The organism is Pseudomonas sp. P106(2024) (assembly GCF_057480815.1).
Genome location: NZ_JBLIYU010000011.1, coordinates 168022 through 181519, shown reverse-complemented (window position 1 = coordinate 181519; position 13498 = coordinate 168022). Strand labels below are relative to the sequence as shown.

At 65.6% G+C, this 13498-nt stretch carries 6 protein-coding genes; 3 read left to right on the top strand and 3 right to left on the bottom strand.

Going from position 1 to position 13498, the window contains the following annotated elements; genetic code table 11:
* Nucleotides 1-233: 233 nt before the first annotated feature.
* Nucleotides 234-1790 carry an MFS transporter gene (locus AC25M7_RS18435; protein WP_197866545.1) on the bottom strand — a complete coding sequence of 519 codons (1557 nt, stop codon included), beginning with the start codon at nt 1788-1790 and terminating at the stop codon, nt 234-236.
* 149 nt (nt 1791-1939) lie between these two features.
* Here AC25M7_RS18435 and AC25M7_RS18430 point away from each other — a divergent pair, with 149 nt between their 5' ends.
* Genes AC25M7_RS18430 through cysC form a run of 3 tightly spaced genes read left to right on the top strand, consistent with a single transcriptional unit; the run spans nt 1940 to nt 4450 of the window.
* On the top strand, nt 1940-2812 hold the full coding sequence (locus AC25M7_RS18430) for a LysR family transcriptional regulator (protein ID WP_486971348.1): 873 nt from the start codon (nt 1940-1942) through the stop codon (nt 2810-2812).
* Nucleotides 2802-3818, top strand: a complete 1017-nt coding sequence (locus AC25M7_RS18425; protein WP_486971347.1) for a hypothetical protein — start codon at nt 2802-2804, stop codon at nt 3816-3818. The genes AC25M7_RS18430 and AC25M7_RS18425 overlap by 11 nt, the downstream gene beginning before the upstream one ends.
* Nucleotides 3819-3874: 56 nt before the next feature.
* Nucleotides 3875-4450, top strand: coding sequence for an adenylyl-sulfate kinase (gene cysC / locus AC25M7_RS18420; protein WP_486971346.1), 576 nt, complete (start codon nt 3875-3877; stop codon nt 4448-4450).
* 32 nt (nt 4451-4482) lie between these two features.
* Here the strand turns inward: cysC and AC25M7_RS18415 are convergent, their stop codons facing one another.
* Both AC25M7_RS18415 and AC25M7_RS18410 read right to left on the bottom strand, forming a co-directional pair.
* On the bottom strand, nt 4483-5979 hold the full coding sequence (locus tag AC25M7_RS18415) for a TolC family protein (RefSeq protein WP_028692044.1): 1497 nt from the start codon (nt 5977-5979) through the stop codon (nt 4483-4485).
* A 62-nt stretch (nt 5980-6041) separates the two neighbouring features.
* Nucleotides 6042-13424, bottom strand: a complete 7383-nt coding sequence (locus tag AC25M7_RS18410) for an Ig-like domain-containing protein (protein ID WP_486971345.1) — start codon at nt 13422-13424, stop codon at nt 6042-6044.
* Nucleotides 13425-13498 lie beyond the last annotated feature (74 nt).

The following is a 13498-nucleotide window of genomic DNA, read 5'->3' as shown; positions in this document are numbered from 1 at the left end:
TCGTTTCACTTCAAACACTTGACTCGCTGCGATCTCTCGTAGCGGGAGGCGAATCATACAGCGTTACAACCTGCTGTCAACTGCCTTTCTCACCGCTGCTGATCGTTAGACCGAAGCACTTCCGCCACCCTCTTCAACAATCAACTCATTGATATTCAAGGAGTTTTTCGTTCCGATGTCGCTGGAAGTGGGGCGCATTATAAGGGGATCTGAAAGCCCGTCAACCGTTTATTTCATATATTTGCAATGTCCGGCGCTGTCTGATGAGGAGCCTCCCCGATCGGCAAGGGCTTGTTCAGCAATACCCCCACCAGCACCGCAAAAATCAGCGCCGCGACACCAGCGCTGCACAGCACCGCCTCGAAGCCGCCGATGAACGCCTGGCGCGCCAGTGGTGCCGCCACCTCTCTCAGCCTTGGGTCGAGCAACGCCAACGCGGCATGCAGATCCCCCGCTGCCACCCGCGTAGCCATCTCCCCCGCCACACCCAACGCCTCGGGTGCCTGGAGCGTCAGGGCATCGCGCAGCAGTTGCCCACTGCGCGCCGCAAGGATGCCGCCAAGAATGCCTATGGCAAGGACGATGGCCCCGAAGCGCGTGGTGGTGCTCAGCCCCGAAGCCATACCGGTGCGCTCACGCGGCACGCAGGCCATGATGTTCTTCTGCGTATCGCCATTGAGCAGCCCGGCTCCGGCGCCCAGTACGACACTGGCCAGGGCGAACGCGGCATAGCCACTCTGGCCGGTGGCCCAGGCGCAGGCCAGGTTGCCCACCCCGACCAGGACCAACCCCAATGCGAACACCTGGGCCGGCGACAGGCGCGCAGCCATGCGCATGCCCAACCGAGGCGTGAGCAGCATGGCCACGGCGAACGGCAGCATGCCCGCGCCCGCGGCCAGGGCCGAGAGCTGCAAGCCGCTCTGCAGGTACAGCGGCAGCAAGGTCATCATCACCTGCGCACAGGCGGCATAGGCGAGCATCCCCAGCAAGGCCCCGATGAAACGCCCGCTGCGCATCAGGCCGAGGTCGACCATCGGCCGCGCCTGGCTGCGCTCGACCATCACGAACAAGCCAAGCAGGAACACGCCGATCAGCAGACGCCCCAACGTGGGGGCGCTATCCCAACCAACCCGATTGGCGTCGATCAAGGCCCAGGTCAGGTAGCCCAGGCCACCGGCGAAAGTCAGGCTGCCCAGTGGATCGAACCGCGCCGCCAAACCGTCGCGGGACTCCTCGATACTGCTTGCAACCATGAACGCCAGCACGATCACCAGCGGCAGGTTGATATAGAAGATCCAGCGCCAGCCCAAGGTACTGGCGATCAGCCCACCGAGCAGCGGTGCGAAGGTGATGGTCGCGCCCATGCAGGCGCCCCAGAAGGCCCAGGCCCGCATGCGTTCCTGCGGTGCGTGGAAACGGTGGCCGATGGCGGCCAGCGCGGCAGTCAGCAACAACGCGGCACCGATGCCCTTGGCTGCGCGGGCCAGATCAAGGAACAACAGGCTGGGCGCGGCGCCGCACGCCAGCGAGGCAGCGCCGAACAGCGCCAGGCCGAGCAGCAGCATGCGCCGCCTGCCGAAGCGGTCGGCCAGGCTGCCAGCGGGTAGCAGACAGGCAGCGAACGCCAGCAAATACGCACTGACCACCCATTCGATGTCGCTGAACGAGCCGGACAGATCACGGGCAATGCTGGGCAGGCTAACCGCGACGATGTTGGTGTCGAGGATGATCAAGGCGCACACCGCCGAGGCGGTGAACAGGGTGAAGCGCGGTGAGGCGGCGGCAGGCATGAAGGCTCCGTTACAAAGAGCAGGCGGGTCGTCGCCGCTTTACCGCCACGACGCCAGCCTTGTAGTGTTGCCTTCACCATAACGCCGCCGGGCACCTGGCTTGTTAGCCAGCACGTCCCGCGTCATTAGCGCCTGGCTAACGAGGCCCCATGGAGATACGTCACTTCCGCTACTTCCTTGCCGTCGCCCGTCACGGCCACTTCACCCGCGCCGCCGAGCAACTGGGCATCGCCCCGCCGACCCTGAGCCGGCAGATCCAGGACATGGAGCGTGAGCTGGGAGTGCGGCTGTTCGAACGCAGCCAACGCGAGGTAAGCCTCACCGCCGCCGGCCATGCCTTGCTTACCGAGGCCGAACAGGCGGTGCAGCAGTTCGACGCAGCACAGTTGGGTGCGCAGCGTGCAGGTCGCGGCGACAGTGGGAGGATCGAACTCGGCTACGTTGCCTCGGCAGCTTACTCCGGTACCCTGCAGCAACAGGTCAGTCGGTTTGTCCAGGCCTATCCCGACGTACAGCTGAACATTCGCGAAGTGCCCATGCTCGAGCTCCCCTCTCTTGTCGACGAGGGGCAACTCGACCTCGCCTACTTGCGTTCACCGATGGAGCTGCCGCAGCCCCTGAAAGCCGTCGCCTTGCATCAGGAAGGTTTCGTCCTGGCGCTACCGGCCAGCTCGCGCCTCAACGAACTGAAGACCATCCCGGCCTCACGCCTGGCCGACGAAACCTTCATCTTGCCCGAGCAGGTCTCCGGCACACTGGCAATTGCCACCCAGGGCAACTTCACCCCGCGCCTGGGGCCGCAACCGGGCAGCCTGGTGGCGGTACTCACCCTGGTGTCACTGGGCCAGGGCGTGGCCGTGGTACCGGCGTCGGTGTTCCAGCGTATCAGTTTGCCCCAGGTCAACTACCGGCCCATCGCCGACGCCCAGGCAAGTTCATGGCTGAGCCTGGTGCACCGCCGCTTCGAAAAGTCGCCCGCAGTGCTGCGCTATATAGAAGGAGTGCGCCAAGGTGCCAAATGATCAACTACGTACCGGTTATCGAGTGCTGCTGGCGTTGCTCGCCTGCCTGGCCTGGCCCGCGTGGGCCGGCGACGCCATGCAGACGATGGCGCTGGGCAAGCCTGCGCCCTACCCTTTCTTCACCTATGCCAATGTCAGGCTCGACATCCGCCTGCCGGTCCAACACGCAGTGATCGTGCTCCATGGCGTGCACCGTGATGCCGACCACTACTATCGCAACGGCCTGATCCTGCTCGGCAATGCGGGACTCACCCAGGACGACACGCTGCTGCTGGCCCCCCGCTTCTTCAGCGAAGACGATCCCCAGACAACGCCCACTGCGCCCTTGTGGGTAAAAAACCAATGGCTGCAGGGCCACGAGTCCGTGGCCGGACGCACCGGCATCTCAGCATTCGCGGTGCTCGACGACCTTCTCGCCTACCTTGGCGATCGTCATCGATTTCCACACCTTGAAGACATCACGTTGATCGGTCATTCCGCCGGCGGCCAACTGTTGCAGCGCTACACGCTGCTCGGCACGGGCGACCAGGCGCTGCGAGCCCTTGGGATCCACGTGCGCTACATTGTCGCCAGCCCCTCCACCTACCTGTACCTGGATGCCAACCGCCCCCTTGGCGAAGGCTTCGCCCCTTTAGCTGCCGCGCAGTGCCCCGACTACGACCGTTACCGCTATGGCCTGCCGGGCGCACCGGACTACTTCGCCACGCAGCATCTCGATGCCCGCCAGGTGCTCAGCCGCTACGCCGCACGCGACGTGACCTACCTGGTCGGCGAGCGCGACCGTCACCCGCACAGCCGGATCATGGACCGCAGCTGTGCAGCCCAGGCCCAGGGCCGTGACCGGGTCGAGCGGCAACTCAACTACCTGCGCTACGAGGCTTTACTTTCCCAGCGCTGGTCGATAGCGCTCGCGCATAGCCAGTACGTACTGCCGGGCATTGGCCATGACCCCGCCCACCTGCTGACCGATCCAAGCGTTGCCCAACTGCTGTTTTCCGGCCACTGACATACCACCACGCCGCGCAGTACACTGGGCCCCTCCCCCTTTCGGAGACGCCCAAGGTGCATCACGCAGGAAGCGATGAACATCCACCGGCACGTGCCCGATCTGGCGCGGTCATCTGGCTTACCGGACTCTCAGGCGCGGGAAAGTCGACACTGGCCCAGGCCCTGGCCCGAGAGCTCCATGAGCTGGGACATGGCTGCTACGTGCTCGACGGTGATGTATTACGCACAGGGCTAAATGCCGACTTGGGATTCTCACCCGAGGATCGCCATGAAAACATCCGCCGCACAGCCGAGGTGGCGGCGCTGTTCGCCGATGCCGGGCTGATATGCATCGCCGCGTTGATCTCACCTTATCGCGCGGGGCGCGCCGCCGCACGCCAGGCCTGCAAGGCGGGCTTCCACGAGGTGCACGTCAACGCTGATCTGGCCATCTGCGAGGCCCGCGATCCCAAAGGCCTGTATCGCCGCGCCCGAGCGGGAGAGCTGGCGGCCTTTACCGGGATCGATGCGCCCTACGAAGTGCCGGAGCGGCCGGAGCTGGTGGTGGAGACGGCACACGTGCCGCTGTCGATAGCAACGGCGCAACTGCTGGCGTACGTACAGCAGCGGGTACTGTACCAACCGCAGTAGGCGCGGGCTGGCCCCGCGCCTGCTGGTTGCGCTCAGCTGCCCGGGGCGATATCGCCACGCTGCCAGCGCGCCTCATTGTTGCTCAAGGCCTGGGCAATATCGGCCAGCTCATTGGACGGCAGGCTCTGCGGCAACGGGTCGAGGCCGGCGCTGGCGAACAGCTGACCATAACTGTTGCGCAGCTCGGCATAAGCCAAATCGCGACGCAGGTCGGCCTGCAGCGCGTTCAACTCGCCCTGGATCAGCTCGAGCTCGCCGATCCCTTGTGCCTGGTGGCGGTTACGCAGTTGCTCGACGATCTGCTGGTCGAGGCTCACCAGTTGCTGGCTGGTGGTGAACTGGCGACGGGCTTCATTGTAGTTGGCGTTGGCCACGTACAACTGTGCCAGGATAGCCATGGACATGGCCTGGCGCCGTGCCTCGACCACCTGCTCGCCGGCCTTGGCCACATCTATGGAGGCAGGCCCCGACAGCACGTTGAACAGGTTCCAGGTGACCTTCACGCCATAATCGGCCCAATGCTGGTTGATCAGGAAGCTGTTGCTGTCGTAGTGACCGCCGGCCGAAAACTCCAACCCCGGCAACATGCGCAGCATCGACTTGCGCACCTCGGCGGCACTGATACGTGCCTGATAGTCCTGCTCACGCAGCTCGGGACGGGTCGCCAAGGCCTGCTGCTCCAGCGCTTCGAGGCCCACCTTGAGCTCCGGCACGCTGTAGTCATCGGTGGCGGCGAGGGTCAGCTCGGTGCCGGGCGGCAGGTTGATCAACGCGCCCAGCTCGGTCTTGGCCAGCGACAAGGCCCGACGTTGCTCTTCCAACTGGCGAGTGGCCTCGATCAGCGCGCGTTGGTAGCCAAGCGCCTGGATCGGATCGCCGATGCGTTGCTCGCCCAGACGCTGGCTGTTGTCCCTGGCCTGGTCGACGCGCACCATCAGCGCATCGATCTGCTTGAGCAGGCGTTCGGCAGCCACGGCCCGCCAATAGGCCGAGCGCACGTCCTGGATGATGGTCTGCACCACCTTGCGCCGACGCTCCTGCACGATCAGGCGCTGGTCGCCCTGCTGCTTGGCGCTGACGTAGCTGACGCCGAAGTCGAGAACGTTCCAGACCATGGTCAGGTCGGCCACGTCGCGGTCACGGTCCTGGGAGGTCGACGGCTCCAGGGACTGGGTGTTGGTCAGCACACTACGGCTGCTCGACGCGCTGACGTTACTGCGCCCGGCATAACCGGCCGACAGGGCCATGCGTGGCAGCATGTCGAAGCTGGCCAGGTCAACCTGGCGCTGGGCCAGGGCCTCCTCCATGACTTTCAGGCGGGCTTCCAGGTTGTACTTGACCGCCCTGGCCATGGCCTGGTGCAACGTCAGCGGCCCGTGCAGCGCCTCCTGGCCTTTGAACATACTGGCCAGGTCGGCCTTTGCCCGCTGCTCGCTGACGCTGCGGTCAATGGGCTGGGTCTTGACCGCGCACCCCGTCACCGCCAACGCCAGCACGCTTACCGCGAAAATCCTCGATGCTCTGCTCATCCCTGTCCGCCCCCTTGGTACGGCACTGCTGTTCTTCTAATGGATAGCTTGCGTCCGCTGGCTCATGCCTGCGGCGCGGGTACCTCTACCTGCCCCAACGCCTGCGCCAGTTGCCTGGCCTGACGTTGCTCCCCCTCCCGGAAGGCCTGCAGTTGCTGCCCCAGGGTTGGAGCCCCGGTCAAACCCTTCTCTGCCTCCGCTCCCTGGCGGAACGGCTTGCCGCCGCTGAGCTCGAACTGGCCACCGTCATCCGGCAGCGTCTTGTCGAAGATGTTGGCCAGGCTGCTGGCCCCGAAGACATTGGCGTCCCCACCGCCAAAGCCGAGGAAGCCGGCCCCAGAACCATTGCCGATGGCACTGTCACCCTGGTGACCGGCGAATACCTGGGCCAGATAGCTCGGCGCCAGCGCGCCGTTGTGGATGAACAGGTTGCCCAAGGTCGGCAGCCCGCCACCCGATGTCGGAACCTCGAACAACGGTTGTGGCAACAGCGGTGACTGGTATGGCGCGGTCACCGGTAGGGGCGAGACCGACACAGGCATGCCCGGGCTGACCTGCACCGGCTGCGCGGGCGGATAGGCCCGGAACTCCGGATCACCATCGTTCGACTGCAGGGCCACGCCTTGCCCGATAAAGCCGCCGACCAGCGCGTTGCCCGCAGCATCGGTAATGCCGGTACCACTGGATCTGAGCGCCAGGGCCAGGCTACCGGCGCCGGCCACACCGCCGACGTTGATTTGCCAGGTGCGACCGTCGAGACGCACCAGCGATTGCAGGGTGCCGCTGGCGTTGCCATTGCCCACCAGCTCGAAGTCTGCCAGGTCGACACCGCTGACATCCTCACTGAAGGTCACGGTAAACGACTGGCCACCTGGTGTCGGCGAGGGGTTGGCCACGATCGACACCACGGTGGGTGGCGTACCATCGACGACCACACCATGGGTGTCACCGACATTTTCAAGAGCCGGTGTCAGCGCGTTGCCGGCGGCGTCCCTCAGGCTCGCCCCGTTGGCCGACAGCCCCAGCACCTGGATGCCGTCGGCATCGTTGTCACCGGCCTGGACTTGATATTGGAACACCAGTGTCGGCGTGCCCGAGCCGGCCACGAAGTCGGCGTACACCGTGCGCCCGCCCACATCCAAGGCAAGACGGGGTACCCCGTCGACCACCACCGCTTCGCTGGTGTTGACCACGAAGGTGAGCACATCGCCGGTGTTGTAGAGGACGCCGACCGGCACACTGACACTGCCCACCGTGGAGGCATCGCGGTCGATGCTGTACACGGCACCGGTGAGCCCCCCGACCAACGCGTTGCCAGCCACATCGGTGATGCCGGTCGCACTGCCATTGAGGTTCAGGCCCAAGGTACCGGTCCCGCTCACACCGCTGACGGTGATCACATAGACACCGCCGCCCAGCGCTTGCAGGCCACTGAGCGTGCCGGATGCCGAGCCACTGCCGACCAGCGTGAAGTCGGCCAGGTCGACACCGCTGACTTGTTCACTGAAAGTCACCGTGAAACGCACACTCTGTGCATTGCTCGGCGACGGGTCGAGGGTGACGATACCGACCGCTGTCGGCGCCTGGGTGTCGACCAGCACCTGATGGGTGTCGGACACACCATTGAGGGTCAGGTTCATGGCGTTGCCCGCGGCGTCGGTGAGGGTCGCGCCATTGGCGGTGAGACCGGTGACGGTGACACCATCGCTGTCGTTGTCGCCGGGCTGGATGGTGTACTGGAACACCAGGGTCGTGGTGCCGGCCCCAGCCACCAGGTCGGCGAACACCGTGTGGCCGCCGATGTCCAGGGCCAGGCGCGGCGAACCCGCCACCTGCACAGCTTCGCTGGCGTTGACCACGAACACCAGAGCGTCGCCTGCGTTGTAGGAAACCCCGGCCGGGCCTCCGACGCTGGTCACGCTGGGCGCTCGGGTGTCGATGGCATAGTTGTTGGAGTCGGTGCTGCCTATCCCGGCGTTGCCGGAGCTCGCACCCACGACGCCGGTATTGTCCAGGGTGATCAGGTTGCTGGTGTCCTCGACATTGCTGGTTGGGGTCAGGGTCGCGGTCCAGGTGATGCCGCCATCGCTGCTGCTCAACCCGCTCAAGGTACCGTTGGCCACGCTCAGGTCAGCCAGGGTAAAACCGCTGACCGCTTCGCTGAAGGTGATGGTCACCAGTGATGTCTCGCCAACGCGCAGGGCCGTGTCGGCGACCACGACGGTGGCCGTGGGGACGACGGTGTCGACTGTGTAGTTGGCCGACGAGGTAGTGCCGACACCGGCGTTGCCGGCCAGGTCGCTGACACCGGTATTGTTCAGGGTGATCACATTGCTGAGGTCCCTCACCCCATTGCTCGGGGTGAAGGTGGCAGTCCAGGTGATACCGCCGTCGCTGCTGCTCACGGCGCTCAGGGTGCCATTGGCCACCGAGAGGTCGGCGTTGGTGAAACCGGTCACCGCTTCGCTGAAGGTGAAGGTTACCGTGGTGGTCTCCCCCGCTGTCAGATTGGGGTCAGCGATCACGATAGTGGCTGTCGGGCGCTGGCTGTCGACGGCGTAGTTGTTCGAATCGGTGCTGCCGGTGCCGGCGTTGCCCGCGATATCCGTCACACCTGTGTTGTCCAGGGTGATCAGGTTGCTGGTGTCGGTGATACCGGCGGCCGGGGTCAGGGTCGCGGTCCAGGTCACGCCGCCGTCGCTGCTGCTCACCGCGCTCAGGGTGCCGTTGGCGATCGTCAGGTCGGCATTGGTGAAGCCGGTCACCGCCTCGCTGAAGGTGATGGTCACCAGTGACGTCTGGCCGATGGCCAGGTTGCTGTCGGCCACCACGATGGTGGCGGTCGGGCGCTGGGTGTCGATGGCGTAGTTGTTCGAGCTGGTGGTGCCGGAGCCAGCGTTGCCGCTGCTCGCACCGACCACGCCGCTGTTGTCGAGGACGATCAGGTTGGTGCTGTCGGTGATGTTGCCGGTCGGGGTGAAGGTGGCGGTCCACGTGATGCCGCCGTCGCTGCTGGACACCGCGCTCAAGGTGCCGTTGGCCACCGTCAGGTCGGCATTGGTGAAGCCGGTCACCGCCTCGCTGAAGGTGAAGGTCACCTGGCTGGTGTCGCCCACGCGCAGGGCCGGGTTGCTCACCACCACCGTCGCCGTGGGCTGCAGGGTACTGACTGTGTAGTTGGCGGAGCTGGTGGTACCGGCACCGACGTTGCCGGCCAAGTCGGCCACCCCGGTGTTGTTCAAGGTGATGACGTTGGTGGTGTCCTGCACGTTGACCGTCGGGGTAAAGGTGGCCGTCCAGGTGATGCCGCCGTCGCTGCTGGACAGCCCGCTCAAGGTGCCGTTGGGCGCCGTCAGGTCGGCCAGGGTGAAGCCGCTCACCGCTTCGCTGAAGGTGATGGTCACCGTGGTGGTCTCACCCACGGTCAGGTTGCTGTCGGCCAACACGATGGTCGCGGTCGGGCGCTGGGTGTCGATGGCGTAGTTGTTCGAGTCGGTGGTCCCGGCGCCAGCGTTGCCGGCGGCATCGGTCACCCCAGTGTTGTCCAGGGTGATGACGTTGGTCGCGTCGGTGATGGCGCTGGTCGGGGTAAAGGTCGCCGTCCAGGTGATGCCACCATCGCTACTGGACACCGCGCTCAGGGTGCCGTTGGCCACGCTCAGGTCGGCATTGCTGAAGCCGGTCACCGCCTCGCTGAAGGTGATGGTTACCAGCGACGTCTGGCCGATGGCCAGGTTGCTGTCGGCCACCGCGATGGTCGCGGTCGGGCGCTGGGTGTCGATGGCGAAGTTGTTCGAGTCGGTGGTACCGGCCCCAGCGTTGCCGGCGGCATCGGTCACCCCAGTGTTGTCCAGGGTGATGACGTTGGTCGCGTCGGTGATGGCGCTGGTCGGCGTGAAGGTCGCCGTCCAGGTGATGCCGCCATCACTGCTGGACACCGCGCTCAAGGTACCGTTGGCCACGTTCAGGTCGGCATTGGTGAAGCCGGTCACCGCTTCGCTGAAGGTGATGGTCACCAGCGAGGTTTCACCGATCCTCAGGCTGCTGTCGGCCACCACGATGGTCGCACTCGGGCGCACGGTATCGATGGCGTAGTTGTTCGAGTTGGTGGTGCCGCTGCCGGCGTTACCCGCCAGGTCGGTCACGCCGGTGTTGTCCAGGGTGATGAGGTTGGTCGCGTCGGTGATGGCGCTGGTCGGCGTGAAGGTCGCCGTCCAGGTGATGCCGCCATCACTGCTGGACACCGCGCTCAAGGTGCCGTTAGCCACCGTCAGGTCGGCATTGGTGAAGCCGGTCACCGCCTCGCTGAAGGTGATGGTCACCAGCGAAGTTTCACCGATGGTCAGGTTGCTGTCGGTGACCACGATGGTCGCGGTCGGGCGCACGGTATCGATGCTGTAGTTGGCCGAGCTGGTGGTGCCGGCGCCAGCATTGCCGGCCAGATCGGTGACGCCCGCGTTGTTCAGGGTGATGACGTTGCTGGCATTGGTGAGGTTGTTGGTCGGGGTGAAGGTGGCGGTCCAGGTCTTGCCGCCATCGCTGCTGGACACCGCGCTCAAGGTGCCGTTGGCCACCGTCAGGTCGGCATTGGTGAAGCCGGTCACCACCTCGCTGAAGGTGATCGTCACCGTCGCGGTCTCGCCCACTTTGAGGGCCGTGTCGCTGAGTGTGATGGTGGCGGTGGGCGGGACGGTCTCGTGGATGGCCACCGACACCGATGCCGCGCTCGAAGTGCCACCGTCGCCATCGTTGACCGTGACCGACAAGGTACGGGTGGCCTGGCCGATGCTGTTGGCGGCATTGCTGTTGTCGTAGGTGAGGTTGCGCACCACCGCCTGGACCGCCGCCGCCGTGGCATTGCCGTTGAATGTCAGCACCAGGTTTGCGCCCCCCGTGCCTCCGGTATAGGTGCCGATGGCCACGCCGCCGTAGCTGACCGTGTTGCCGCTGACGCCGATCTGCCCGACGCCATTGCCCTGGTTGCGAATGCCCAGCACATCTTCGCCGGCTACGCCGTTGGCGCTCACCGCCACGGTCAGGTTGCCGCCGGCGAAGTCGGCCGAGTCGCTGTCGGTGACGGTGGCATTGCCGCCGCTGTCGAGCAGCACCGAGCCTGCGCCTTGGGTGAAGGTCTGGCTGTCGCCGTTGAGGTTGGCGATCACCGGCGCGGCGTTGAGTGGCTGGACCACCACCGAAGCGGTGCGGGTGGTGCTGCCCATGTCGTCATTGACGCTGACCGTCACGCTGCGCGTGCCGCTGGTGTATGCCCCGGTGCTGTTGCCGTAGGCGACCACGGCGAGGATCGAGCGGTACTGGGCCAGGGTGGCCACACCGCTGAGCGACAGTACCGTGGTGCCGGAGCCGCTGATGGTGATGCCGTAGCTGGCCGCGGTGGCGATCTGCCCGGCGCTGAGCGACAGGGTTTCGTTGCCGCCGTCGAGCACGCCACCGAGGGTCAAGGTCGCACCGCTGACCTGGGTGTCGCCGTCGGTCTGGGTGAGGCTGATGTTCGGCACGATGGCCACCGGCGTGCCGGCGAAGTTGACCGTGCTGTCGTTGCCGCCGGTGCCGGTGTCCAGATCGACCACCGGCGGCGCCGAATACAGCACCTCGTAGGCGCCGATATCAACGCCACCGCCACGGGGCCGGTCGAAGCCGCGCAGGTCGGTGAGCGGTGCGCCGGCGAGGGTGCCCTGGTCGATGGCGTTGCTGGCGGTGCTGGCCAAGCGGTAGTCACCGGTGGCGGTGTTGACGAAGTTGACCGCGGTACCGATCAAGTTGGTGGTGCTGGTGTAGCCGCCGCCAACGCCACCATTGGTGGCCGCATCGAGCTGGGTGCCGTTCACGGTATTGCCGGTGAAAATGCTGTTCTGCACCGTCACCGTGCCGGCCTGGCCGCTGACCCAGCCGAGGCCGCCCGAGGCGATGCTACCGGTACTGGTGTTGAGGAACACGTTGTTGGCGATGGTGCTGTTGGTGATGCGCACCGTGCCCCCGCTGTTGCTCAGCACGATGATCGAGCCGGCCGCCACCGTGCCGGTGGCGCCGTAGGTGCCGGTGTTGTTGTAGATGGCGACGTTTTCCAGCACGTGGTTGTTGGCGCCGCCCAGGCGCACGAGCGTCGACATGGCGGTGCCGCCGACAATGCTGGCGCTGTTGTCGTGGATCGTGGTGTTGCGCACCACCACGGTGGATCCTGCGGTGGTCGCCGAGTTGATCACCGTGCCGGCGTTGCTCTCGAAGTTGGAGTCCTCGACGGTGATCGAGCCGCCGTTGGCGCGGATCGCGCCGCCAGCGATGTTGCTGGAGAAATGACGGAAATCCAGGTTGCGCACGGTCAGCACGCCACCGCCGTTGCTTTGCAGGCCCGAGGCTTCGAGGGGGTCGCGGGTACCGTTGTTGTTGACGTCGCCGCTCAAGATGATGTCGCCCTTGCCGTCACCGTCGACATCTCCGTTGATGGTGATGTTGCTGGTCACCGCCAGTGCCGTGGCCGAGGACCAGCGGATGGTCTGCCCTTTCAGGTTCTGGTGGAACACGATGATGTCGCTGCCGCTGCCTGCGGCCGAGCCGTCCACCGAGGTGTCGGTGTTCGCGGCCTGGATGGCCTCGGCCAGGGACACCTGGCCATCGTTGGTGATGGCCGAAGCATCGGTGGTGGTGACGGTGATGGTCGCAAGCGAAGTGTTGAAAGCCGACAGGTTGCCACGCTGCACGCCGACGTCCGTTGCAACCACCCCGGAGACGGTCTCCAGCGCCCAGTCCTCGCCGGCGCGGTTACCGGTGGCGTCGGACGAAGCGCCTACATCCGCACCGCTGAGCCGCGCCACTTCGTTGACGAACAGCTGGCCGTCGCTGCCGGCCCCGGTGTTGCAGGCAAAGAAGCGGATGTCACCGCCCGGCGCCAGGCTGTTGCCAATACGCGCAAGGTCCGCGCCATGGCTGGCCAACTGGTTGGCCCAGATGGCGTTGCCGGCCAGGTAGACATAGCCCTTGTCACCGTGGCTGATGATATCGATCGAGGTCACGTCGTTGCGGCCATCGAGGTAATCGGCGATCTGCTTGAAACCATCCTTGCCGTTCTCCAGCACCACCACTTCGACCCCGGCGGGCAGGCCGGCAATGAGCTTCTGGTAGTCGCTGACGGCGGAGTCGACGAACACGACTTCGTGGTTGCCCGAAGCTGCCGTGACCGGCGCGGTGGCGGGCGCCGCCTCGTGGACGGGCTCGTGGGTGGCGCTGTCGCGGGTGCTGGCCGCATCGCTGGCGGCGCTGGTGTCCTTGGCTGCGGCAGCCGCCGTCTCGACTGCCTGAGCCCCCTGGTCGGCGACCACGCCCACCGAGGCGTCGAACATCATGCGTGGCTCCAGGGCCTGGATAAGGCTCGGGCGGCTTGTGGAAACAGTGGTTGTGTGGGTGGCCTTGCCGCGTTTCCAGAATGCCATGATGCCCTCGCTCAGCCCTGGGGCTGGTTATGCTTGCCGTCCTTGCGAATGAGGACGGCCTGTCCTTGTTGGGA